This window comes from Vibrio chemaguriensis (assembly GCF_012275705.1).
GTDB lineage: Bacteria > Pseudomonadota > Gammaproteobacteria > Enterobacterales > Vibrionaceae > Vibrio > Vibrio diabolicus.
Map to the genome: position 1 here is coordinate 20,130 of NZ_SHOE01000013.1, position 23,229 is coordinate 43,358.

The following is a 23,229-nucleotide window of genomic DNA, read 5'->3' on the forward strand; positions in this document are numbered from 1 at the left end:
ATATTTGTGAGGTTTTGGACTGGAAAACGTTTGCACACCCAAGAGGGCTTTGAGAGAATTATGACCTACTTTTCGTTTCGCTTAATGTACTCAGGAGCAGACATGTCGTCTCGTAAACATCTTGCCAATGCAATTCGTGCTCTAAGCATGGATGGTGTTCAACAAGCTAACTCAGGCCACCCAGGCGCACCAATGGGTATGGCTGATATCGCTGAAGTTCTTTGGCGCTCTCACCTAAACCACAACCCATCAAACCCAGAGTGGGCCGACCGCGACCGCTTCGTGCTATCAAACGGTCACGGCTCAATGCTTATTTACTCTCTACTGCACTTAAGCGGTTATGAGCTATCTATTGACGATCTGAAAAACTTCCGTCAATTGCACTCAAAAACCCCAGGTCACCCAGAGTACGGCTACGCGCCTGGTATCGAGACAACAACGGGTCCTCTTGGTCAAGGCATCACTAATGCTGTTGGTATGGCTATCGCAGAGAAAGCACTAGCGGCACAGTTCAACAAAGAAGGTCACGACATCGTTGACCACTTTACGTATGTGTTCATGGGTGACGGCTGTCTGATGGAAGGCATCTCGCACGAAGCATGCTCTCTAGCAGGTACGCTAGGTCTAGGCAAACTGATCGCGTTTTGGGATGACAACGGTATCTCTATCGACGGTCACGTTGAAGGTTGGTTCTCTGACGATACACCTAAGCGTTTCGAAGCTTACGGCTGGCACGTAATCCCAGCGGTAGACGGTCACGATCCTGAAGCAATCAACGCAGCGATTGAAGCGGCTAAAGCGGATCCTCGCCCGACTCTAATCTGTACTAAAACAATCATCGGTTTCGGTTCTCCTAACAAGTCTGGTTCGCACGACTGTCACGGTGCGCCATTAGGTCACGATGAGATTCAAGCGGCTCGCGAATACCTAGGTTGGGAGTACGGTCCATTTGAAATCCCTGCAGATGTTTACGCTGAGTGGGACGCAAAAGAAGCAGGTGCAGCGAAAGAAGCGGCTTGGAATGAAAAGTTCGAAGCATACGCAGCAGCTTACCCTGCAGAAGCAGCAGAGCTTAAACGTCGTCTAAACGGCGAACTTCCAGCGGAATGGGAAGAAAAAGCGAACCAAATCATTGCTGATCTTCAAGCAAACCCAGCGAATATTGCATCACGTAAAGCATCGCAAAATGCACTAGAAGCGTTTGGTCAAATGCTTCCTGAGTTTATGGGGGGTTCTGCTGACCTAGCGCCTTCTAACCTGACCATGTGGTCTGGTTCTAAGTCTCTAGAAACGGATGACTTCTCTGGCAACTACATCCACTACGGTGTACGTGAATTCGGTATGACCGCTATCATCAACGGTATCGCATTGCACGGTGGTTTCGTTCCTTACGGCGCAACATTCCTAATGTTCATGGAATACGCTCGTAACGCAATGCGTATGGCTGCGCTGATGAAAATTCAGAATATCCAAGTGTACACGCACGATTCGATCGGTCTTGGCGAAGATGGCCCAACTCACCAACCTGTTGAGCAAATGGCATCTCTACGCGTAACGCCAAACATGAGCACATGGCGTCCGTGTGACCAGGTTGAGTCTGCCGTAGCATGGAAACTAGCGATTGAACGTAAAGATGCACCAACAGCACTTATCTTCTCTCGTCAAAACTTAGCGCAACAAGATCGTACAGCTGAGCAAGTAGCGAACATCGCGAAAGGTGCATACATCCTGAAAGATTGCGAAGGCAAGCCAGAGCTTATCCTTATCGCAACAGGCTCTGAAGTTGAGCTAGCAGTAGAAGCTGCGACTCAACTAACAGCAGAAGGTAAGAAAGTACGCGTTGTTTCAATGCCATCAACGGATGCATTTGACAAGCAAGACGCCGCTTACCGTGAAGCCGTTCTGCCATCAGACGTAACAGCACGCATCGCTATCGAAGCGGGCATCGCAGACTTCTGGTACAAGTACGTTGGTTTCGATGGTCGCATCATCGGCATGACGACATTTGGTGAATCTGCACCTGCTGGTCAGCTATTCGAGATGTTTGGCTTCACGACTGAAAACGTAGTGAACACAGCAAAAGAATTGCTAGCGTAATTGCTAGATTGTCTCAATAGTCGAACGTAAAGGACGACTGTTAGATAATAAAGTTGGAAAGGCCATCATTGCGATGGCCTTTTTTGTTTTTTGTCAGGTTTTCCAACCTTGTGGAATGCTTTGGTGAATACAGTCTAAAAGTACGGATAAGCGTAATGGCGGTCTTCCTGCAGGCGTATAGCAGTTAATGGAGATGGGCTCTGAAAGCCAACCTTCTAAGCAAGGTGTGATTCGACCCGGATGATGTTTCTCGTAGCCGCTTGCTGTCCAAGTTGGCAGCAGTCCTATACCATGACCATTCGCGATGCTGTCGATCTGCATTGCGATGTTGTCGCTGTATAAGCGACTCACAAATGGCTCTAAAAAGAACTCACCGTGTTGAGGGTGTGTGAGCATCAATCCATTTTCTTGTACCGAGCCAAAATCGATCCACGGATGCGCTTCAAGCTCTTTGGGGTGCAGGATCGAACCGTGCTTATCAAGATAAGCTGGAGAGGCAAAGGGCGTGTAACGAAATGAGCCTAATACCTCTTTGCGCCAATCGAGATCTTTACGCTCACCGAGCCAGATGAACAAATCTGGATCATGGTGCGCTTCAGAAAAGTCACTGGTAAGCTGAACCCTAACGTCAGGATTATCGGCAAGAAAACCGTTGAGCACACCACCTAGCCAACTTCTAACTAATGCTGTGTGACAAACAATATGCAGCGGCCCTGAAGCTTGGTTTGTTAAACCTTGAAGCGCGTCATAACTCTCTTCACTTAGCTCAAGAATCTGGCGACTGTAGTGGGCAAAAATTTCTCCCGCTCTTGTCAGAACTAATCGGTTACCTTGTCTTGCGGTTAGAGCCTGACCGAAATCTTCTTCTAATTGTGCTAAGCGACGACTCAGCGTTGATTTAGGCTGGTTAAGGGCCTTGGCAGCGGCGGTCAAACTCTTATGCTGATTGAGCGCATCAAAGGCTCGAATTGATGCTAAGTCGTGCATATTTCATTTACTCCTTACTGCGTTATGCACGGGTTCCATAAATGGGAAGAACCGTTCCATAACTCTCACTATGCATCTCATTCTATTTGTGAATAATTCACTTTCGAAAATAATAATCATTATCAATTATGGAGATGTAGATGTCTACTCTTAGACTGCCAGTTATTACTGCAACTGGTATTTTAGCCTTCGTCAGTGTTCCTCATGTGTTTGCCAATGATGCGGTTTCTAAAATGGAAACAGTGGTTGTAACTGCATCAAGTTATGAGCAATCTCAAGCGGACGCGCCTGCAAGTATTAGTGTGATTTCGCGTGAGGAGTTGGACTCTCGTTATTACCGCGATGTGACTGATGCACTAAAAAGTGTGCCTGGTGTCGTCGTTACAGGTGGTGGTGACACTACCGATATCAGTATCCGTGGTATGGGCTCCAAATACACTTTGATACTGGTCGATGGTAAACGTCAAAGCACACGTGAAACTCGTCCAAATAGTGACGGCCCTGGTATCGAACAAGGTTGGTTGCCTCCTCTTCAAGCGATTGAGCGAATTGAAGTTATCCGTGGTCCAATGTCGACGCTTTATGGCTCTGATGCGATTGGTGGTGTAATTAACGTGATCACGCGAAAAGACGCGATGGAGTGGACAGGTAATGTTCAGCTAGGCACGGTTCTGCAAGAAAACAGTCGCTCGGGCGGAGAGCAGAGCGCGAATTTCTTCGTCAATGGGCCGCTAGCCGAAAATCTATCTCTCCAAGTATACGGTCAGTATACCGCAAGAGAAGAAGACGATATTGAATACGGCTATGAAGATAAAGATATGCAAAGTATCTCTTCAAAACTGACCTACCAGATTAATGACCGCCATTCTGTGCAACTAGAGGGTGGCACATCGGCACAAAGTCGTCGCGGTAACGTTGGCCTTTCCGTACCAACGACGGGTTGCCGAAGAGGTTGTGAGGATTCACTCAACGAATATCGTCGTAATTATGTAACGCTAAGTCACAATGGCGACTGGGACTCGGTTGGCATCTCAGATACTTACTTACAACGTGAAGAGAGCGAGAACAAATCTCGCGAGATGACGATCACCAACACCACGTTCAAATCGAGCTTGGTGACTGGTATTGGAAACCATACGTTGACGACTGGTGTGGACGCCACTCATGCAGAGCTTGAGGATTTCACCTCCAACAAAGCGTCATCGAAGACCGAAACATCGAATACGCAGTGGGCTGTTTTCATTGAAGATGAGTGGAGAATCGCCGATCCGTTTAGCGTTACGCTTGGTGGTCGTCTAGATCATGACGAAAACTATGGCGCGCACTTTAGTCCGCGTGTCTATGGTGTATGGCGAGTTGACCCGTCTTGGACTGTGAAAGGTGGCGTGGCAACAGGTTTCCGTTCTCCGCAATTACGTGAAATTACTCCTGGTTGGGCGCAAGTCAGTGGCGGCGGTAATATCTACGGTAACCCAGACCTTGACCCTGAAACGTCGCTAAACAAAGAAATCAGTGTCTTGTATCAAGGTGACTCTGGTTTAGATGTCTCTTTGACTGCGTTCCATAATGAGTTCAAAGACAAGATCACGCGTGTTGTTTGTCCAGATACCATCTGTACAGATGGACCAAACCAATGGGGTGCAGATCCAACGTACCGCATTAACGTGGACGAAGCGGTCACACAAGGTATTGAAGCGACTTTAGCATCGCCATTAACGGAAACCATTTACCTCAGCTCGAGCTACACATTTACCGACTCAGAGCAAAAAACAGGTGAATACAAAGGCATGCCGCTGCAGCAGTTACCAAAGCATTTGTTTAATGTGGATGTAACTTGGCAAACAACAACAGATCTAGAAAGCTGGGCTAAAGTCACTTACCGAGGTAAAGAAATGGATCCGGTTACTGGCCCATCAAGAAACAGTATTGTAGAGCCTGCTTATACCTTTGTGGACGCTGGTGTGACATACCAGTTAACCGATAATACTCGTATTAAAGGCGCGATCTATAACTTGCTGGATGAGGAAATCAGTTACGAAGAATACGGATATGTCGAAGATGGTCGTCGCTACTGGTTAGGTTTAGACGTCGCATTTTAATTATTGTTGTAATAAGGCCGAGCATTGTCTCGGCCTTTTTTAATCCTGCTTTACTATGATTCAACAGGTGCGTTTTTCAGCCTGATCAGGTAGTATCTGTGACACGAAATTTTTGGTAGGGCGAAGGATAAATGCTAAAGGTTGCGATCAATGGATTTGGACGTATAGGTCGTAATGTTCTGCGAGCCGTGTATGAAAGCGGAAAACATCAGCAGATCAAGGTTGTGGCGGTTAACGAATTAGCGCAGCCAGAAGCGATGGCGCACCTACTGCAATATGACACTAGTCATGGTCGCTTCGGTAAAAAAATCTCCCACGACCAAGAACACTTGCATGTTCATCATGACAGCGGCGAATATGATTCTATTCGCATTCTTCACCTCTCTGAACTCGAATTACTTCCTTGGCGCGATCTAGAAGTCGATATTGTTTTGGATTGCACTGGCGTGTTTGGTTCACAAGCCGATGGGCAAGCGCATATAGAAGCTGGCGCGAAGAAAGTGCTGTTTTCACACCCGGGCGCAAGCGACATAGATAATACGATTATCTATGGTGTGAACCACGAAACTCTGAAAGACGAGCACCGTGTTGTCTCCAATGGCTCTTGTACTACCAACTGTATCGTTCCCATCATTAAAGTGTTAGACGAAGCCTTCGGTATTGAGTCCGGTACCATAACCACGATTCACTCTTCCATGAACGATCAGCAAGTAATCGATGCGTACCATAACGATCTACGCCGTACCCGCGCAGCGAGCCAATCTATTATTCCGGTTGACACCAAGTTGCATAAGGGGATTGAAAGAATCTTCCCGAAATTTTCCAACAAATTCGAAGCAATTTCTGTTCGTGTCCCAACCGTTAACGTCACCGCAATGGATTTAAGTGTCACAATTAATACAAATGTGAAAGTTAATGACGTAAATCAAACCATTGTTAACGCATCTCAGTGTACATTACGTAACATTGTTGACTATACTGAATCGCCACTCGTTTCCATCGACTTTAACCACGACCCCCATAGTGCGATTGTAGATGGAAGCCAGACTAGAGTGAGTAACGGGCAACTCGTAAAAATGCTCGTTTGGTGCGACAACGAATGGGGCTTTGCTAACCGGATGCTGGATACTGCCTTAGCAATGCAAGCTTCTTCTCAAGTGGAGCAGTAATGACGAAGAAGTGATGGAGAATTTTTATTTCAAGCCTTGAAATAAATCCATGATATCTCCATATCATCTATAACCAGTTTGAAGAATTAACAGGCTTGGCAGGGTTGCCGAGTTTTCAAAAACTTTAATTATCAATATTTGAGAGGACACATCATGTCTGTAATCAAGATGACTGACCTGGATCTTGCAGGTAAACGTGTATTTATCCGTGCTGACCTAAACGTGCCAGTAAAAGACGGTAAAGTAACTTCAGATGCACGTATCATCGCATCTCTTCCAACTATTAAGCACTGCCTAGAAGCAGGCGCTAAAGTAATGGTTACGTCTCACCTAGGTCGCCCAACTGAAGGTGAATACGCTGAAGAGTTCTCTCTACAACCAGTTGTTAACTACCTAAACGACGCACTAGATTGTGAAGTTAAGCTAGCAAAAGACTACCTAGATGGCCTAGAGCTAAACACTGGTGAACTTGTTGTTCTAGAAAATGTTCGCTTTAACAAAGGCGAAAAGAAAAACGACGAAGAGCTATCTAAGAAATACGCAGCACTATGTGACGTATTCGTAATGGATGCATTCGGTACGGCTCACCGCGCTCAAGCGTCAACTCATGGTGTTGGTATGCACGCACCTATCGCTTGTGCTGGCCCTCTTCTAGCAAACGAGCTTGAAGCGCTAGGTAAAGCAATGGACAACCCAGCTCGTCCAATGGTTGCTATCGTAGGTGGTTCAAAAGTTTCTACTAAGCTAACTGTACTTGAGTCTCTATCTAAAATCGCTGACCAACTAGTTGTTGGTGGTGGTATTGCTAACACATTCATCGCAGCTGCTGGCCACAACGTTGGTAAGTCTCTATACGAAGCGGATCTAGTAGACACTGCTAAGAAGCTAATGGATGAGTGTGCAATTCCAGTAGCAACTGACGTTGCATGTGCGAAAGCATTCGACGAAAACGCAGAAGCAGAAATTAAACACGTTTCTGAAGTACAAGACGACGACATGATCTTCGACCTTGGCCCAGATTCAACAGCTGAACTAGCAGAAATCCTTAAGAACGCGAAGACTATCCTATGGAATGGTCCAGTAGGCGTATTCGAATTCAAGAACTTCGAAGCAGGTACTAAAGGTATCTCAGAAGCTATCGCAGCATCTGAAGGCTTCTCTGTTGCAGGTGGTGGTGATACGCTAGCAGCTATCGACAAGTTCGGTATCAAAGCTGACGTTTCTTACATCTCTACAGGTGGTGGCGCTTTCCTTGAGTTCGTAGAAGGTAAAGTTCTTCCAGCAGTAGAAATGCTAGAAGCACGCGCTAAGTAATTAAAGCAAAGCGGGGGAGTGATTCTCCCGCTTTCTTGTTTGCTGCAACGTGTGAGGAACTCTGCTAGAATAGCCTCAGTTGTGAGCAAACGTTTGCAAGATTTTCAACTTAACAAGTTTTGTTTAAAAACGACAGATAAATAGGATTACATCCATGTCTAAGATCTTCGACTTCGTAAAACCAGGTGTTATCTCTGGCGATGACGTTCAGAAAGTATTTGAAGTTGCAAAAGAAAACAGCTTTGCACTTCCAGCAGTAAACTGTGTGGGTACTGACTCTGTAAACGCAGTACTTGAAGCAGCTGCAAAAGTTAAAGCTCCAGTTATCGTTCAATTCTCTAACGGTGGCGCTGCTTTCTTTGCTGGTAAAGGTCTAAAACTTGAAGGTCAAGAAGCTCAAATCCTAGGTGCTGTTGCTGGTGCGAAATACGTTCACGCTGTAGCTGAAGCTTACGGTGTACCAGTAATCCTACACACTGACCACGCTGCTAAGAAACTACTTCCTTGGATCGACGGTCTACTAGACGCTGGTGAAGAGTACTTCGCGCAAACTGGTAAGCCACTATTCTCTTCTCACATGATCGACCTTTCTGAAGAGTCTCTAGAAGAGAACATCGAGATTTCTGCTAAGTATCTAGAGCGCATGGCTAAAATGAACATGACTCTAGAAATCGAACTAGGTTGTACTGGTGGTGAAGAAGACGGCGTTGACAACTCTGATATGGATGCGTCTGAGCTATACACTTCTCCAGAAGACGTTGCATACGCATACGAGAAACTAAGCGCAATCAGCCACCGTTTCACTATCGCAGCATCTTTCGGTAACGTACACGGCGTGTACAAGCCAGGTAACGTTGTTCTAACTCCAACTATCCTACGTGATTCTCAAGCGCACGTTTCTGAGAAATTCGGTCTTCCAGCGAACTCTCTAAACTTCGTATTCCACGGTGGTTCAGGTTCTTCTCTAGAAGAAATCCGTGAGTCTATCGGTTACGGTGTTATCAAAATGAACATCGATACTGATACACAGTGGGCAACTTGGGATGGTATCCGTAAGTTCGAAGCTGAAAACCACGATTACCTACAAGGTCAAATCGGTAACCCAACTGGTGAAGATGCACCAAACAAGAAGTACTACGATCCACGCGTATGGCTACGTGCTGGTCAAGCTTCAATGGTAGCTCGTCTAGAGCAAGCATTTGCTGACCTAAACGCAGTTGACGTACTATAATCGTTACTGATTAAGTTACTTAAAAACCCGCTTTTTGAGCGGGTTTTTTTATGTCTATCATTTTGCCCCTATGTTTCTTTCCCTGTTTTCCTATTGATATCTTTATGCGTCAGGTTGTATTTTCTGGTGGGATGTTCCCCCTTTAACGTTTTTAAATAAAAACATAGGAATATCAGTCATAGGAGTGGCGAAATAAGAGTGCATTGCGTAACCTGTAACAAGCCAATATCAGAAAACTCTGATAAAGTCTTGTTTTGCATATCTTTGCGAAACTCTGACTTTGAAAAAAGTCAAAGTTGGGATATTGTGCCAAAAATCTGACACTGTTCAGTGGGGCAATAGGGATGTTGTTTTAGAAAAGAGCCTTTAAAAAACAAGGTTCATAAATTAACGGCAATTGGATTTATATATCTTTATTTTTGAGGATAAGAATTATGGCAGGTGAATCGGTGGGTATCGATACCACTTTAACGGATGGTCTAACTCAGGCTGAAACTTGGCTGACAAACAACTCAGATCTACTGGTTCAGTACGGTGTGAACATTATCTCTGCGCTGCTTATTCTGTTTATCGGTAATATTATCGTTAAAGCAGTCGCTGGTAGTGTTTCTAAAGTACTAGAAAAGAAAAACATGGATAAGGCTGTCGTTGAATTTATTCACGGTCTTGTTCGTTACTTGCTATTTGTAATCGTACTTATCGCAGCTCTTGGTCGATTAGGCGTTCAAACCGCTTCAGTCGTGGCTGTAATCGGTGCGGCAGGTCTTGCTGTTGGTCTTGCGCTACAAGGTTCACTATCAAACTTTGCAGCTGGTGTACTCATTGTTGCGTTCCGTCCATTCAAATCTGGCGACTACGTAGAAATTGGCGGTGTAGCGGGTAGTGTTGAAGCAATTCAAATCTTCCAAACTGTTCTAAAAACACCAGACAACAAGATGGTTGTTGTGCCTAACTCGTCAGTAATCGGTGGTGCAATTACTAACTACTCTCGTCATGCAACGCGACGTGTCGACTTAGTGATTGGTGTGTCATACAAAGCGGATCTTAAACTAACGAAGAAAGTAATTCGCGAGACGCTAGAAAAAGATCCGCGTATCTTGAAAGATCCTGATATCACAATCGGCGTACTTACGCTGGCAGACTCTTCAGTAAACTTTGTGGTTCGCCCATGGGTGAAAACTGCAGATTACTGGGGCGTATACTTTGATGCAATGCAAGGTATTAAAGAAGCATTGGATGAAAATGGTATCGAAATTCCATTCCCACAAATGGATGTTCATCTGAACAAAATCGACGCTTAATACAAGCGGTAGATATTCGAAAGCGAGGCCAATTGGCCTCGCTTTTTTATATCTCATAAAGAATGTGATTACCGGCAAGCAATAGACGTTTTAGATGTTTACCTGCAAAGCCAAAGGTGAATTCAGGCAATCCTGGCGTATAGAGCAACTCTTCGTGTTGATACAGGGTTGTATCAACAATGAGTGTGACATATTCAGGTAAGCCAATCGGACATACCGCTCCAGGCAAACAACCTAACACTTCGACCATTTCATCGTCGTCACAAATTGAGGGGCGTTTGCCTGTGACGGCTTTTATTTGTTTGGCATCGAGGCGAGAGTCTTTTTCTGTTAGATAAATTGCGTAGCCTTGTCCTTTAAGTTTTAAGAAGAGGCTTTTGGTGTGCGTGCCTGTCCATCCAAGCTCGGACGCAATTCTTATATCCGTGTCAAAGTCTAAGATGGCTTCATGCTGCCATTCCCTAAAAGGAATAGAGAGCGCGTTGAGTCGCTCTCTATTGATATCATAGATACGCTTTAGTGACTCCATGTCTTTGTTGTCCTGTTGATTACCAGTACTTTTCAATAAGTTCACTAGCTAAAATATACGCTATCGTGAACATCATTACTGCGACCGCGATGTCGATGCCTTTTTTCACTCTTGGCTTTGACAGGGTAGGGCCTAGTTTTGCGGCTCCTATCGACAAGGTATAGAACCAAACAAAGGAAGCCATCATCGTACCTAGTGCAAAAGCAATTCGGTCATGGCCTTCAAACTGCCCACCAATAGAGCCCAGAATAACGACTGTATCTAAGTACAAGTGTGGGTTAAGTACTGTGACGGCTAAAGCACCTAATATGACCGTTCGGCGACCACGAGCGACGACTTCACCTTTTGATTCTGACTCACTGTCTGACTTAAACGCACTCTTAAGTGACAGTAATCCATAAAAGCTCAGGAAGGCAATACCACCAAGCGTCACCGATGTTAGTAAGATTTCGTTTTGAGACAGAATCGCACCACCACCAAAGATACCTAGAGAAATGAAGATCATATCTAGGATGCTACAAATAGTGGCAGTCGTCAGGTGATGATTGCGCTTTATGCCTTGATTTAAGACATACGCATTTTGTGCGCCGATCGGAATGATCATTGATGCCCCTAAACCAAACCCTTGCAATAGAACCCACAAGCTCACACTTCACCTCACTTCAAAATAACCAATAAATTCTCAGAAGAGTGAAAGATAAAGAGTTTATCTAAATAAGTATAATTAATGATTTTAATATTATATTAGCTAGGCTAATTTAAGGGTTGATGTTTTATCAGGAGAGGAAGAGCAGGATGAGAGGGTTGGACTATAAATGGATTGAGGCATTAGATGCCGTGGTTTATCAGGGGAGCTTTGAGCGTGCAGCCGAACATTTATTTGTCTCGCAATCAGCGATTTCTCAACGTATTAAACAATTAGAGAAGTTTCTCGCACAACCCGTTTTGGTTCGTAGTCAACCACCCAAGCCAACGCCGATTGGTAAAAAGTTATTAGGCCTTTATCGTCGAGTGCGCTTACTCGAGCATGAAATTCTGCCCGAACTCAAGAATGATACCAGTACTCGACCTGTACAACTCTCTTTGGCGACCAATGCTGATAGCCTTGCTACTTGGCTACTGCCTGCACTGCAAGATGTCATGAAGCAGCGTCAGGTTGAACTCAAACTCACTATCTATGGTGAATCTCGTTCCATCGAAAAGCTAAAAAGTGGCGAAGTGACGGGGGCGATCAGCTTAGAATCCCAGCCGATACCTGGCTGTAGAGCGGATTACTTGGGACGTGTTGATTACGTTTGTGTCGCGAGTCCGGAGTTTTATCAGCGTTACTTTGCTCAAGGCGTCAATAACCAGACTTTGGCCAAGGCGCCGGCCGTTTCGTATGATCAATATGATGACCTACATAAAACCTTTCTTACCGAGCATTTCAATGTCAGCCCTGATAGCGTCATTCACCATAACATCAGCAGCTCTGAAGCGTTTCTAAAAGTGGCGTTAGCTGGTGTAGCCTATTGCTTAATCCCTCGTTTGCAAATTACCGACGAGCTAGAGCGTGGCGCGTTGGTTGATGTTACTCCCGGTTTTTTAATGTCCCATCGGATTTATTGGCATCATTGGCAACTGGAAACGGGGGTTCTACAAGAAATCTCACACGCGATAGTCGGGTATGCTCAGCGGCACTTACCTCAATAAGTTCATTGTCGCATCGATGGGTTCATTGCCGACAGAGTGTTTCGTTGAAAAATTACGCCAATGTTACATAGTCAAAGTTGTGTTAGAAGTCATTCTGAGTGCTTGGATAATCGACAGAAGTTTCTATTATGAAACCATACACTTTCTCAGTAGTGATAGTTTTGTTTGAATCTTGAGCCTTTCTGCTGAGAGTAAGTACTTTATTTTTGTATGGATGGATTTATTGAATGAGACTGTATTCATTTTTGCTGGCTTCTGCACTCAGCCTTACTAGTGCTTCAGTGTTGGCGAACTCGCCTGAATTTGCTCACGTAACGACGACGGGTTATGGTGAAGTTATTGCTACACCAGATATGGCGACGTTTTCTGTGAAAGTGGTAGATACGACAATGACTGCTGAACAGGCCAAGCAGTCAGTTGACAAAACCGTTGAGCAATTTCTGAAAAATCTGTCCGATGCTGGCTTATCAAAAGACAATGTTACCAGCTCGAATTTATACCTTGCGCCTCAATACCACTACCCTAAATCAGGCAAAGCAGAGCTCGTTGGTTATCGCGCTTCTCGTAGCATTGATGTGACGGTTACGGATCTAAAAAACCTAAACCAGTACCTAGATATGGCGTTAGAAGCAGGGATTAATCAGGTTGATAATATTCAACTTAAGGTAAGCAACCAGGCTGAGTATCAGCAAAAGGCACGCATGGCGGCTATCCAAGATGCGCGAGAAAAAGCAGCGTCACTGGCTACTGGCTTTGAGAAAAAATTGGGTGATGTCTGGCAGATCAATTACAGACAGATGCACGTTCAGCCAGTTCTAATGCGCTCGATGGCGATGGACAGTAAAGAAGGGGCAAACAGCTACCAAGATTCTACCATGATTATTCGCGATCAAGTTGACGTGATTTACAAGCTGAAGTAATACTGGGTGCAAAAGAAAAGGCAGGGTATTCCCTGCCTTTGTTATTTCTGCTTCACAAATTAGTGAAGGATACGAGCACGGATAGTGCCTTCAATACTTTTCAGTTTCGCTAGCGCTTCTTCTGAGCGCTCGGTTTCAACATCGATCACTACGTAGCCGATTTCAGCGGCTGTTTGTAGGTACTGTGCAGCAATGTTAATACCGTCTTCCGCGAAGATGGTGTTGATCTGAGTAAGAATACCAGGACGGTTTTTATGGATGTGAAGCAAGCGAGAGCATTCACCACCGTGCTCTGGCAGTGACACCTCTGGGAAGTTTACGCTTGAAAGCGTAGAGCCGTTGTCAGAGTACTTCGCCAGTTTTCCTGCGACTTCAACACCGATGTTCTCTTGTGCTTCTTGCGTTGAACCACCAACGTGTGGAGTGAGAATGACATTATCGAACTTCTGCAAAGGAGATTCGAACGGGTCGGCATTCGTTTTCGGTTCTGTTGGGAATACATCAATCGCAGCGCCCGCAATATGACCTGCTTCTAAACTATGGCAAAGCGCTGGAATATCCACGACAGTGCCGCGTGCTGCATTAATAAAGATTGAGCCTGGCTTCATGCGAGCAAACTCAGCTTCACCCATCATATTTTTTGTTTCTGGCGTTTCAGGAACGTGCAGAGAAATTACGTCACACTTGTTTAGTAGTTCACTCATGGTATGTACTTGCGTCGCATTACCAAGGGACAATTTGTTCTCGATGTCGTAGTAGTAAACGCGCATACCTAAGTTTTCGGCAATAATACCTAGCTGCGTACCAATGTGGCCGTATCCGATAATGCCAAGACGTTTGCCACGTGCTTCGTAAGAGTTGTCTGCACTTTTCTTCCAAATACCGCGATGTGCAAGCGCATTCTTTTCAGGAATGCCACGCAGAAGTAGTAGGATTTGACCAAGCACTAGCTCAGCCACACTGCGTGTGTTAGAGAACGGTGCATTAAACACAGGAATGCCGCGTTTTGCTGCTGCGTCTAGGTTTACTTGGTTAGTACCGATACAAAAACAGCCAATTGCAACCAGTTTATTCGCCGCATTGATTACCTCTTCGGATAGGTTCGTACGGGAGCGAATACCGATGAAGTGCACGTCTTTAACCGCTTCAATCAATTCTTCTTCCGGAAGGGAACCTTTATGGTACTCAATGTTGGTATAACCAGCTGCTTGAAGAACTTCAACTGAAGAAGGGTGTAGTCCCTCTAACAAGAGGATCTTAATCTTTTCTTTTTCCAGTGAAACTTTGGCCATTTTTTCTCGTCCTTAAAATGGAAAGGTGGGCTAATGTGGCGCACATTGGGCAAAACTATTAAAAAGGGGATAATTGATAGTTTTGTAGGAGGACAAACGTTTCCTTGTGCGTCTTCTGTTCAATAAAGTAACAAAAAAAAATTGCTTTGGGTAAGAAAATTACGGAATAAGAGATAATTTTCTTAGAGAAAGGAATAAAAAACGGTGCCTTGCAGCACCGTATGTAATGAAATAACAGAAAAGTGAACCAGATAGGTCGATTTGAGCTGTTATTTATTCTTCAATTTTTGCGCCTTCTGGTGTGCCTGTGATTACGACGTCAGCACCACGGTGAGCAAAAAGACCCACAGTCACCACACCCGCGATACCGTTGATCTTGTCTTCCATTTCTTTCGGGTTAGTAATCTGCATGTTGTGTACATCCAAAATTACGTTGCCGTTGTCAGTCACAACGCCTTCACGGTAAGCCGGGTCACCACCCAGTTTTACTAATTCGCGCGCAACGTAAGAGCGTGCCATTGGGATCACTTCTACAGGTAGTGGGAACTGACCTAGTACGTCAACTGCTTTGGTGCCGTCAACAATACATACAAACTTATCAGAGATTGCTGCGACAATTTTCTCACGAGTCAGAGCCGCGCCGCCGCCTTTGATCATTTCACGTGCTGGGTTAATTTCGTCTGCGCCATCAACATACACATCCAGCTTCATTACGTCGTTACACTCGTATACTTCAATACCAAGCTCTTTAAGGCGCTCAGTTGAAGCGACAGAGCTAGACACTGCACCTTTAATATCGTCTTTGATAGTGCCTAGTGCATCGATGAAGTGATTCACGGTAGAGCCAGTACCAACACCGACAATGCTGCCTTTCTCAACATATTTTAGTGCTGCCCAACCAGCCGCTTTTTTCATTTCATCTTGAGTCATGCCAATCTCCTGAATAGATGTTCGTTAACGTTTGCGGGCGTGATTATAGCGGCTTACTTGCCACTTTCCCATTGCCATATTCGGCTTGGGGTCACGATCTTAGGTAATGGAATGTCCCAGCTTTCAATTGGTAAGCGTTCTACATGTTGGCAGTCGTGAGCGATACCAACAGGCTTGGCACCCTCTCCGGTTATAAACCAATGAGACAGGGTACGGTCATAATACCCTCCGCCCATGCCTAAGCGGTGGCCGATGCTGTCGAATCCAACCAAAGGTGTACAAATGATATCAAGTTGACGAACGGGCTTGAGATGGCGGATGTCCAGTTTGGGCTCTAAGATGCCGTATTTGTTGTAGACCAATTGATCATCACTTACGTACAGAAGAAACAGTAACTGACCTTTGGAAAACGGATGGATGACAGGTAGATAAACCGATTTTCCCTGTTGCCACAACCACTCAATGAGCGGCTTGGTATCAAGTTCACCGTCAGCAGAAAGATAAATAGCAATATGCTGTGCTTGCTGGATTTCAGGAAGTTGAGAGAACTGAGTGACAAGGTCGATCCCCGCTTGGAATTGCGTATCGCTACACAATGCGTTGCGCTTTTCACGAATCAGTTTGCGGAAGTCTTGTCGAGAGAGGTCTGACATAGAGAGAATACCCCAGGGTGCCGTTGAGGATTGTGGCCCTTGAACCAGCTGGTTCAAGGCGGATCAGCAATGACAACCGTAGGCTTCTCGGTACATGCCGAGCTTGCTCAATAGTTACCAAATACTAACCCTTAGGTATTGCTTATCGGCTCAGGGACTTAAATCCTGCTGACGCACACCCCAGGGTAAATTTTGTATTTACTGCTGTCCTTGCGTAACTTTGCTTAGTGCGTTCTCAAGAGACGCAGTGAGCTTTTCCATTCGCTCAGTAATTTCTTGCTGTTGACCGTTTGATTCGTATGACTTGGTGTGCAACTCATAACAAATATTCAATGCAGCGAAGGTCAGCAGTTGGATTTCATTGGTTACCTTAGTACGTTCGCTCATTTCTTTCAATCGGCGATCCAGATCTTTTGCCGCTGCAACAAGAGACTCTTCTTGTCCTGTCGGACAATTCACTCGTGTAACTTTGCCTAATATTTCAACGTCGATCGCTTGATTGCTCATGATGAATAAACTCTATATTCGCGCTATCTAAGGTGTTGCTTCATACAACTACCGAGGAGCAAACTATAGGAAAACCGCTATTAAGATTCAAGCATTTCCCATCACAGAAAGAGAAATGATGACGAGATCACACAGGAATTGGGCAAATTGAGCAAATGCTGTTCAAAATTGAATTTGATAGCCGTTTCAGACCACTAACCTTGATGGTAGGATATACCAATACATTATTATGCAAGAATGAGCCAAGTTATGAGTGAAATCACCCTTCCTGAATACCAATCTATTGCTGCTGAACTGCAATCTGCAAGCCTAGCAGTAACACCTGCGGAATTACATGGCTTATTTGTCGGCATGTTAAGTGGTGGATTGGCGATTAATGATCAAACTTGGCAGCCTATTCTGTTTGACTACACCAATGATGGGATGGGGTGGCCTTCTACCGCGCTAGCGTTTGCTCAAAGCGTATTCACCGTTACTGTCAATGAACTCACGGGCACGTCGATGGAGCTGTCTTTATTATTGCCAGATGAGCCGGGAGAAGAAGGCTTATTCACGTTGGCTGACAGCGTGTCCGATTTCGTAAACCATTTTATTTCTGGGTTAGGTCTAGCAGGTGTTGCGCTAAATAAAGCGTCAGATGACGCTAAAGAAGCATTGGCTGACCTAGAAGAGATTGCCAAATTAGGCATTGATGAAGATGACGACCTCGGTGAACAAGCGCAATTGCTAGAACAAGTGATTGAACACATCAAAGCTTGCGTACTAACGATTCATGCTGAGTTTGGTGTTCGCCCTGAAAGTAGCGATAAAAAGCCTACTATTCATTAATCGTAGATGGTCCAGAGGTTAGCATGAAGCAATATGATGTAGTCATTGCTGGTGGTGCCATGGCTGGTGCAACGTTAGCATTGGCGATTGACCATTTGTCCCAGGGAAAGCTCCGCATTGCCGTCGTTGAGCCTTTTAAAGCGCAGTCAGATATGCACCCTGGTTTTGACTCTCGCTCAATCGCATTGTCTTACGGTACTGTCAATCTGTTGCGTCAACTACAGCTCTGGACTTCATTAGAACCGTTTGTCACACCTATTGAACATATCCACGTTTCTGACCGCTCTCATGCTGGGATGACGGAAATTACCAAGCAAGAGATTGGCGTTGAAGCACTAGGGTATGTTGTCGAATTAGCCGATGTTGGTCGCGTATATCAAGAATTATTAGATAGCAGCGCATCCATAACGCTGTTTTGCCCTGACTCTGTTACCGATATCGAGCGCGAGCAAGACTGTACCCATATTACGTTGAAAAGCGGTGAGCAGCTTGACGCAAAACTGTTGGTGGCAGCCGATGGTGCTGTTTCAACCTGCTGTCAGAAAATTGGTTTAGAGCTTTCTGAGCAAGATTTTGAACAAGTGGCTGTCATTGCCAATATTGTGACTCAAGAACCTCATCAGGGTAGAGCCTTTGAACGTTTTACTGAAAATGGCCCTGTTGCTTTATTGCCAATGAGTGACAATAGAATGTCCTTAGTTTGGTGTCTGCACCCTGAGGAAGCCCAAGCAGTTCTTGAGTTATCTGACCAAGCATTTCTCCAACGTTTACAACAAGATTTTGGCTGGCGTTTGGGCGCGATGAAAAAAGTGGGACGACGTGCGAGTTACCCATTGCTTCTTCGCCATCGAAAGCAAAATATCTCTCATCGTTTTGCGATTGTTGGGAATGCGGCGCAAACGCTGCATCCGATAGCTGGACAAGGTTTTAATCTTGGTATTCGCGACGTTGTCTCGCTAGCAGAAGAAATCGTGCAGCAAAGCGATGATGTTGGTCTTTATCAAGGCTTGATGCGCTTTAGTCTGCGTAGAGAGGCAGACCGAAGCGAAACGATCTGGCTAACCAGTGCCTTAGTGCATATTTTTTCAAATGATTTACCCGCGATGCGAATTGGGCGAAATACAGCCTTAGCAGCGATGGATAACCTTTCTATTTTTAAGCAGCCGCTACTGCGCCATACGCTTGGTTTGGTAAAACGATGAACGGCCGCACTGAATTAGGTAATAAAAAGCAATGATGCAAAGTGTAGATATCGCCATCATCGGCGGAGGGATGGTTGGGTTGGCACTTGCTGCCGCGTTCAAGGACAGCGATCTGCGTGTCGCCGTAATAGAAGGCAAGGTGCCAGATGAGTCGTTGAAAGAGTTACCTGATGTGCGTGTGTCTGCGTTGAGCCGTTCTAGTGAGACTATCTTGCGTAAGCTTGGCGCTTGGCAGGGGATAGAGCAACGCCGAGCTTCACCATACTACGGTATGGAAGTGTGGGAGCAAGATAGCTTCGCTAGTATTGAGTTCAATGCACAAAGCATGGCACAACCTGATTTAGGGCATATTGTTGAGAATCGAGTGATTCAACTTGCACTGCTCGAACAAGTCCAAAAGCTCGATAACGTCACTATGTTTATGCCTGCACGTTGCGCGACCTTAGCGGTGGGCGAACAAGAAAGTTGGTTGACGCTCGACAATGGTCAAGCCATGACGGCTAAGTTAGTGGTCGGAGCCGATGGGGCAAACTCGTGGCTTCGTCATCAAATGGATATTCCGTTAACGCATTGGGATTATGGGCATCATGCTCTGGTCGCGAATGTTAAAACCGCTGCTCCGCACAATAGCATTGCACGACAGATTTTTACTCCTCAAGGGCCATTGGCGTTTTTGCCAATGTCGCAACCAGATATGTGCTCTATTGTTTGGTCCACTGAGCCAAATCGTGCAGAGCAGCTATTGGCAATGAGTGAGCATGATTTCAACAAAGCATTGACGAGCGAATTTGATACACGACTTGGTCTATGTGAAGTCGTGGGAGAGCGTGCCGCGTTTCCTCTGAAAATGCGTTATGCGCGAGATTTTGTTGTGGAGCGAGTCGCATTGGTTGGTGATGCAGCGCATACCATTCATCCTCTAGCGGGCCAGGGGGTAAATTTAGGTTTATTAGATGCAGCCAGCCTCGCTCAAGAGGTGTTAGCGCTATGGAAGCAAGGCCAAGATATTGGCAGCAAACGCAATCTAAGAGGTTATGAGCGTTGGCGCAAAGCGGAAGCAGCAAAGATGATCGCTGCAATGCAAGGATTCCGAGACCTGTTCTCTGGAGAGAATCCTGCCAAGAAGCTGGTTCGTGGCATTGGTTTGAGTTTAGCGGGTCAACTGCCGGGAGCGAAAGATGAGATCATGAAGCGTGCGCTTGGTCTAAAAGGTCATCTGCCGGATCTGGCACGTCAGTAGGTGTAAAGCGAACTTCAAATACACAAAAGGCTGGTTAATCCAGCCTTTGTTTTATCAACGTTTTGCTAAGCATATGCGCATCGGAGTTTCATTATTTCTTGGTTGATCTCTTTGACCGCTCGGAAATGGCGTTGCTCTGCTTTCTCCGGCAGTATTAACTTGCCGTTATCAAACTCGAATCTACCGACCCCGTAAATATAAATTCTTCCTTTAAAAAGACGACTTATATGTTTAGCAATCATACTTGGTGTATAGCGCTTAAACAGTCTCATATTTACTTTCCTTTTATCTAACCTAGCCTAGGTATTCTACGTTTTGGACGCGAAAATTATTGTGACAGCCATAGTATTAAATACAGATGTAGGGTGTTGCGTCAGAGATTTGTGTTGTCTTAGACAATTTGACAGTGTCATCTCTTAAATAGCGTGAGGATTACCCCAAAAAATCACCGTTCAAGGAACCCTTACGACAATACACTCCTTTTCACGTGACGCATTAAGCAATAGTTTTGTTACAGAATTAAGAATAGAACGAAAATGATTGTTTGCTAATTGTTTCTATTAAGGTGGTATCCAACAGAACAAACTTTACGTCCTAACGGTTAGAGAAAGAGGAAGAGAAAAAAGTTCCGTACAAAAAAAGCCCGCTTCAGCGGGCGAATAGTCACAGATGCATTACACAAAAGTGGACAGCTGACGGCATGAATACTGTCATTCAGTCAGCTGATTCACTTTATGTTGGTTAAGTGCTTGTTTGAAACTTAACCAACAAATTCAGCATATACGAGTTTTATCTTTGTGACTATTTATGTTTTATATGTGATTAAAAATTCTCTCGTCTATTTTTATAGATATGAGCGAGATCACGTGGTGATAGAAAAACTACGTGCTATTACATTATTTTTAGACGACTAACGACATATCTCAGCTACGGTCGGCTGACACAATTGGATCAGATCTTGGATAGAAAGCGCCAGTCCAGCCATGCGATCGCCACTGCTGATCGTGACTTCCTGTTCTTCTAGTAAGCTAGGATCGAACACGATCGGCATGTGTCGTTTGAGTAATAGTGGAGTGACAGTACCAATTTTGTAACCTGTGATGGCCTCAACGTCGGCTTGATCAACGCAAGTCATCCGGCGGCATTGCAGTAACGAGCGCACTTTTTTGGGATCGACACTACGATCACCTGGAGCACAGGCGAGAGCATATTGATTACCCATGTCTCGTAGCAAGATCGCTTTTACCATTTGAGAAGGGCGAATGCCGCGTTGTTGCGCGGCATCCTCAATAGTGGTTGCTGGTCTTTGATGCGGTAACAGACGAAACGGAATGTGTTGGTCTGTGAGAAATTGCATCAAAGGAGTATTGATTGTATTACTCATCATCAAGGCTGTAAGGCAGTGATTCGATTGTCCATTCACATTCTGGTTGAGCAACCAAACGAAGACGAGTGTCTTCATCGAGATTATTGGGCAGTACGATCAGGCCAATCGCTTGATTGTCGCTGAACTGGTAGTGGTTTAATAAAGCACCCACTGAACGCCAGTTTTCACCCACGCTGCGTTCGAGCTCAATTGGCTCGTCACTAAATGGAGCAGAAGTTGCCCCTTTTACGATGTACATCGCACGTTTATTTGTACCGCGATACTTAGCTCGTGCTACCGTTTCTTGTCCTGTGTAGCAGCCCTTTGTGAAGCTAATGCCTCCTAAAGCTTGCACGTTGAGTGCTTGTGGAATGTGAGCATTCTGCGCGGATGCAGAGACAAATGGTAAACCAGCTTCAATGTCGAAACGATTCCAAAGCTCATTTGTCGTAAGGGCAGCATCTGTATTTTCAACGACTTGTTGCGCAGCTGACGCACTTAATATCAGTAGCCAGCGGCTTTGTGAAACTTGTACCGCGGTGCCGCCTTCAACAGGACGAACGCTGCCAGTCGTTTTGCTCATTGAAGAAATAAGCTCGTCGGCTTTGACGCCGGCAACACCTAAGATAACTTCATCAGAAGCTTCAATCGTTACTTTAGAGAAAATGGCGTATTTTTTTATTTCGCTAAGTTCTACGTCAATCGCCGATTTTGGTTGGATCATGCCGTAGCCATCGTGGTGATGGAAAAGGCGGAACACACTCCACACTTTACCTTTCGCATCACAATGTGCGCCTAACGTTGATTGGTCTTGTTCTAAAGAAACGACATCGCAGGTAACCTGACCTTGTAAGTATGATTTTTTATCGTCACCGACCATGGTGATCATGCCGAAATTGTCCAGCAGCGAGATAGATAACTCTGGAAGTGCGTCTTGAGTTGAGAGAGGTAGTGCTGAAAAACGAGTTTGCCATTCCATAATTACAATGCCTTTTGAAGATATTTTTCCGCTATGTTATACCCAAATAACCTTGAGATACTAGGGGAGCGATTTACGAATCAACATTTGTCTGCTTTCACTATCGTATTGTGACCCGCACACTAGTGACGTAGCACATCCCTTGTTACACTCCGCACTAACAACAAGACATCTATGAAGGAATAGTGAATGTACACTCCGGAAGAAAAAGCGCGTATTAAATGGGCTTGTCGTCGAGGCATGCTTGAGCTTGACGTAGTAATTATGCCGTTTTTTGAAGAGTGCTTTGATACTCTGAGTGAACAAGAGCAGCGTGACTTTGTTTCTTTACTTGAATGCGATGATCCTGATCTGTTTACTTGGATAATGGGGCATGGCCGCAGCGAAAACTTAGGTCATGCTGCAATGGTTGATAAAATTGTCGCCCATAACCTCAGCAAAGTTCGTTAATTTTACCGCTTCTCCCTCTCTGACTGCCCGAGTTCTCAATGTAATACTTTTCTTACTGATGACTTGGGCCGTTACCCTCTCTAGCATCCCTCTCGTATTATCGATTTATTTGTTATTAATGATTGTTAAGGCACTATTGAGCCAAGGCTTTGTTAAACCGACAAGTCAGGGTTATTGGTATGTGCATTGCGATGGCTCGGTTAGGTTTGAGGCCCTTGAGTATAGTGAATGTTCGGCGGCTCTTGAGTCTGAAAAGGATCAGTTACAACGAATCGATACATCGACATTGCCATTCAAGATAACATTTCGATTGGAGTCTGGCCGTAGCGTCACGATTTGGCGTGATAGCTGTGACGATCAGCATTACCGTCAATTATCTTTGGTATTACGCCAGTGGGAAATGAAACAGGGAGCCAATGCTCCCTGTTGATGTAATAGTTTAT

Annotated in this window: 23 protein-coding genes and 1 other RNA gene; 13 read left to right on the forward strand and 11 right to left on the reverse strand. The window is 45.1% G+C overall.

All coding sequences use genetic code 11. The features are described 5' to 3' along the window. Positions 1-102 precede the first annotated feature (102 nt). Positions 103-2,097, forward strand: coding sequence for a transketolase (gene tkt, locus EX191_RS13470; RefSeq protein WP_005393956.1), 1,995 nt, complete (start codon positions 103-105; stop codon positions 2,095-2,097). Between the two features lie 93 nt (positions 2,098-2,190). Here the strand turns inward: tkt and EX191_RS13475 are convergent, their stop codons facing one another. Further along, positions 2,191-3,084 (reverse strand): LysR family transcriptional regulator, encoded by an 894-nt coding sequence (locus EX191_RS13475; protein ID WP_193447899.1) that lies wholly within the window; start codon positions 3,082-3,084, stop codon positions 2,191-2,193. A 140-nt stretch (positions 3,085-3,224) separates the two neighbouring features. On the opposite strand from EX191_RS13475, the gene EX191_RS13480 reads away from it, so the two are divergent. The 5 genes from EX191_RS13480 (at position 3,225) to mscS (ending at position 10,198) form a co-directional block, all read left to right on the forward strand. Next, positions 3,225-5,183: a ligand-gated channel protein gene (locus tag EX191_RS13480; protein ID WP_005393952.1), complete on the forward strand. Its 1,959-nt coding sequence runs from the start codon at positions 3,225-3,227 to the stop codon at positions 5,181-5,183. A gap of 131 nt (positions 5,184-5,314) precedes the next feature. After that, positions 5,315-6,352: an erythrose-4-phosphate dehydrogenase gene (gene epd, locus EX191_RS13485; RefSeq protein ID WP_046875106.1), complete on the forward strand. Its 1,038-nt coding sequence runs from the start codon at positions 5,315-5,317 to the stop codon at positions 6,350-6,352. A 153-nt stretch (positions 6,353-6,505) separates the two neighbouring features. Next, positions 6,506-7,666 carry a phosphoglycerate kinase gene (locus EX191_RS13490; RefSeq protein ID WP_193447900.1) on the forward strand — a complete coding sequence of 387 codons (1,161 nt, stop codon included), beginning with the start codon at positions 6,506-6,508 and terminating at the stop codon, positions 7,664-7,666. Positions 7,667-7,820: 154 nt separating this feature from the next. Further along, complete coding sequence (fbaA, locus tag EX191_RS13495; RefSeq protein ID WP_005393947.1) at positions 7,821-8,897, forward strand: class II fructose-bisphosphate aldolase; 1,077 nt, start codon at positions 7,821-7,823, stop codon at positions 8,895-8,897. 434 nt (positions 8,898-9,331) lie between these two features. Further along, positions 9,332-10,198 (forward strand): small-conductance mechanosensitive channel MscS, encoded by an 867-nt coding sequence (mscS, locus tag EX191_RS13500; RefSeq protein WP_005393946.1) that lies wholly within the window; start codon positions 9,332-9,334, stop codon positions 10,196-10,198. Between the two features lie 46 nt (positions 10,199-10,244). On the opposite strand, the gene EX191_RS13505 is transcribed toward mscS, so the two are convergent. Both EX191_RS13505 and EX191_RS13510 read right to left on the reverse strand, forming a co-directional pair. Next, the gene (locus EX191_RS13505; RefSeq protein WP_074191803.1) at positions 10,245-10,727 is read right to left on the reverse strand and encodes a YbaK/EbsC family protein; all 483 of its coding nucleotides are present in this window, start codon (positions 10,725-10,727) and stop codon (positions 10,245-10,247) included. 19 nt (positions 10,728-10,746) lie between these two features. Next, on the reverse strand, positions 10,747-11,376 hold the full coding sequence (locus EX191_RS13510) for a LysE/ArgO family amino acid transporter (protein WP_012841398.1): 630 nt from the start codon (positions 11,374-11,376) through the stop codon (positions 10,747-10,749). Between the two features lie 146 nt (positions 11,377-11,522). Here EX191_RS13510 and EX191_RS13515 point away from each other — a divergent pair, with 146 nt between their 5' ends. Together EX191_RS13515 and EX191_RS13520 are read left to right on the forward strand one after the other, a co-directional pair. Continuing rightward, complete coding sequence (locus EX191_RS13515) at positions 11,523-12,419, forward strand: LysR family transcriptional regulator ArgP (RefSeq protein ID WP_046875104.1); 897 nt, start codon at positions 11,523-11,525, stop codon at positions 12,417-12,419. A 227-nt stretch (positions 12,420-12,646) separates the two neighbouring features. Beyond that, positions 12,647-13,339: an oxidative stress defense protein gene (locus tag EX191_RS13520; protein ID WP_005393939.1), complete on the forward strand. Its 693-nt coding sequence runs from the start codon at positions 12,647-12,649 to the stop codon at positions 13,337-13,339. A gap of 59 nt (positions 13,340-13,398) precedes the next feature. On the opposite strand, the gene serA is transcribed toward EX191_RS13520, so the two are convergent. From serA to EX191_RS13545, 5 genes are all read right to left on the reverse strand, one after another. Then, positions 13,399-14,631: a phosphoglycerate dehydrogenase gene (gene serA, locus EX191_RS13525; protein ID WP_005393937.1), complete on the reverse strand. Its 1,233-nt coding sequence runs from the start codon at positions 14,629-14,631 to the stop codon at positions 13,399-13,401. 273 nt (positions 14,632-14,904) lie between these two features. Beyond that, positions 14,905-15,561 (reverse strand): ribose-5-phosphate isomerase RpiA, encoded by a 657-nt coding sequence (gene rpiA / locus EX191_RS13530; RefSeq protein WP_005380982.1) that lies wholly within the window; start codon positions 15,559-15,561, stop codon positions 14,905-14,907. Positions 15,562-15,614: 53 nt separating this feature from the next. Continuing rightward, the gene (locus tag EX191_RS13535) at positions 15,615-16,214 is read right to left on the reverse strand and encodes a 5-formyltetrahydrofolate cyclo-ligase (protein WP_074191801.1); all 600 of its coding nucleotides are present in this window, start codon (positions 16,212-16,214) and stop codon (positions 15,615-15,617) included. 5 nt (positions 16,215-16,219) lie between these two features. Then, positions 16,220-16,404, reverse strand: a non-coding RNA gene (gene ssrS / locus EX191_RS13540) — 6S RNA. An 8-nt stretch (positions 16,405-16,412) separates the two neighbouring features. After that, positions 16,413-16,721 carry a cell division protein ZapA gene (locus tag EX191_RS13545; RefSeq protein ID WP_005393932.1) on the reverse strand — a complete coding sequence of 103 codons (309 nt, stop codon included), beginning with the start codon at positions 16,719-16,721 and terminating at the stop codon, positions 16,413-16,415. 249 nt (positions 16,722-16,970) lie between these two features. Here EX191_RS13545 and EX191_RS13550 point away from each other — a divergent pair, with 249 nt between their 5' ends. From EX191_RS13550 to EX191_RS13560, 3 genes are read left to right on the forward strand one after another with little or no spacing between them, the layout of a single operon-like run. Next, positions 16,971-17,549: a YecA/YgfB family protein gene (locus tag EX191_RS13550; RefSeq protein ID WP_005393931.1), complete on the forward strand. Its 579-nt coding sequence runs from the start codon at positions 16,971-16,973 to the stop codon at positions 17,547-17,549. A gap of 23 nt (positions 17,550-17,572) precedes the next feature. Then, positions 17,573-18,751, forward strand: a complete 1,179-nt coding sequence (gene ubiH, locus EX191_RS13555; RefSeq protein WP_193447901.1) for a 2-octaprenyl-6-methoxyphenyl hydroxylase — start codon at positions 17,573-17,575, stop codon at positions 18,749-18,751. A 31-nt stretch (positions 18,752-18,782) separates the two neighbouring features. Further along, entirely contained in the window at positions 18,783-19,991 is a 1,209-nt protein-coding gene (locus EX191_RS13560; RefSeq protein ID WP_005393929.1) for an FAD-dependent 2-octaprenylphenol hydroxylase, read from the forward strand. 65 nt (positions 19,992-20,056) lie between these two features. Here the strand turns inward: EX191_RS13560 and EX191_RS13565 are convergent, their stop codons facing one another. The 3 genes from EX191_RS13565 to ygfZ all read right to left on the reverse strand — a co-directional run bounded on the left by EX191_RS13565 (position 20,057) and on the right by ygfZ (position 22,336). Beyond that, the gene (locus EX191_RS13565; RefSeq protein WP_005380970.1) at positions 20,057-20,263 is read right to left on the reverse strand and encodes a DUF1107 domain-containing protein; all 207 of its coding nucleotides are present in this window, start codon (positions 20,261-20,263) and stop codon (positions 20,057-20,059) included. 638 nt (positions 20,264-20,901) lie between these two features. Beyond that, positions 20,902-21,375 carry an aminoacyl-tRNA deacylase gene (locus EX191_RS13570; protein WP_031780369.1) on the reverse strand — a complete coding sequence of 158 codons (474 nt, stop codon included), beginning with the start codon at positions 21,373-21,375 and terminating at the stop codon, positions 20,902-20,904. Beyond that, positions 21,368-22,336 (reverse strand): tRNA-modifying protein YgfZ, encoded by a 969-nt coding sequence (gene ygfZ / locus EX191_RS13575; protein ID WP_104974800.1) that lies wholly within the window; start codon positions 22,334-22,336, stop codon positions 21,368-21,370. The genes EX191_RS13570 and ygfZ overlap by 8 nt, the downstream gene beginning before the upstream one ends. A gap of 189 nt (positions 22,337-22,525) precedes the next feature. Here ygfZ and EX191_RS13580 point away from each other — a divergent pair, with 189 nt between their 5' ends. Further along, on the forward strand, positions 22,526-22,786 hold the full coding sequence (locus EX191_RS13580; RefSeq protein ID WP_005393925.1) for an FAD assembly factor SdhE: 261 nt from the start codon (positions 22,526-22,528) through the stop codon (positions 22,784-22,786). Further along, positions 22,734-23,216, forward strand: coding sequence for a protein YgfX (locus EX191_RS23120; protein WP_309474405.1), 483 nt, complete (start codon positions 22,734-22,736; stop codon positions 23,214-23,216). The genes EX191_RS13580 and EX191_RS23120 overlap by 53 nt, the downstream gene beginning before the upstream one ends. The last annotated feature ends 13 nt before the right edge of the window (positions 23,217-23,229 follow it).

Coding starts and splice junctions, on each gene's coding strand:
- mscS (WP_005393946.1), top strand. CDS start 9,332: ATGGCAGGTGAATCGGTGGGTATCGATACCACTTTAACGGATGGTCTA.
- EX191_RS13545 (WP_005393932.1), bottom strand. CDS start 16,721: ATGAGCAATCAAGCGATCGACGTTGAAATATTAGGCAAAGTTACACGA.
- EX191_RS13490 (WP_193447900.1), top strand. CDS start 6,506: ATGTCTGTAATCAAGATGACTGACCTGGATCTTGCAGGTAAACGTGTA.
- EX191_RS13480 (WP_005393952.1), top strand. CDS start 3,225: ATGTCTACTCTTAGACTGCCAGTTATTACTGCAACTGGTATTTTAGCC.
- EX191_RS13580 (WP_005393925.1), top strand. CDS start 22,526: ATGTACACTCCGGAAGAAAAAGCGCGTATTAAATGGGCTTGTCGTCGA.
- rpiA (WP_005380982.1), bottom strand. CDS start 15,561: ATGACTCAAGATGAAATGAAAAAAGCGGCTGGTTGGGCAGCACTAAAA.
- EX191_RS13505 (WP_074191803.1), bottom strand. CDS start 10,727: ATGGAGTCACTAAAGCGTATCTATGATATCAATAGAGAGCGACTCAAC.
- fbaA (WP_005393947.1), top strand. CDS start 7,821: ATGTCTAAGATCTTCGACTTCGTAAAACCAGGTGTTATCTCTGGCGAT.
- tkt (WP_005393956.1), top strand. CDS start 103: ATGTCGTCTCGTAAACATCTTGCCAATGCAATTCGTGCTCTAAGCATG.
- ygfZ (WP_104974800.1), bottom strand. CDS start 22,336: ATGGAATGGCAAACTCGTTTTTCAGCACTACCTCTCTCAACTCAAGAC.
- serA (WP_005393937.1), bottom strand. CDS start 14,631: ATGGCCAAAGTTTCACTGGAAAAAGAAAAGATTAAGATCCTCTTGTTA.
- EX191_RS13515 (WP_046875104.1), top strand. CDS start 11,523: ATGAGAGGGTTGGACTATAAATGGATTGAGGCATTAGATGCCGTGGTT.
- EX191_RS13560 (WP_005393929.1), top strand. CDS start 18,783: ATGATGCAAAGTGTAGATATCGCCATCATCGGCGGAGGGATGGTTGGG.
- EX191_RS13565 (WP_005380970.1), bottom strand. CDS start 20,263: ATGAGACTGTTTAAGCGCTATACACCAAGTATGATTGCTAAACATATA.
- ubiH (WP_193447901.1), top strand. CDS start 17,573: ATGAAGCAATATGATGTAGTCATTGCTGGTGGTGCCATGGCTGGTGCA.
- EX191_RS13475 (WP_193447899.1), bottom strand. CDS start 3,084: ATGCACGACTTAGCATCAATTCGAGCCTTTGATGCGCTCAATCAGCAT.
- EX191_RS23120 (WP_309474405.1), top strand. CDS start 22,734: ATGCTGCAATGGTTGATAAAATTGTCGCCCATAACCTCAGCAAAGTTC.
- EX191_RS13535 (WP_074191801.1), bottom strand. CDS start 16,214: ATGTCAGACCTCTCTCGACAAGACTTCCGCAAACTGATTCGTGAAAAG.
- EX191_RS13570 (WP_031780369.1), bottom strand. CDS start 21,375: ATGAGTAATACAATCAATACTCCTTTGATGCAATTTCTCACAGACCAA.
- EX191_RS13520 (WP_005393939.1), top strand. CDS start 12,647: ATGAGACTGTATTCATTTTTGCTGGCTTCTGCACTCAGCCTTACTAGT.
- epd (WP_046875106.1), top strand. CDS start 5,315: ATGCTAAAGGTTGCGATCAATGGATTTGGACGTATAGGTCGTAATGTT.
- EX191_RS13550 (WP_005393931.1), top strand. CDS start 16,971: ATGAGTGAAATCACCCTTCCTGAATACCAATCTATTGCTGCTGAACTG.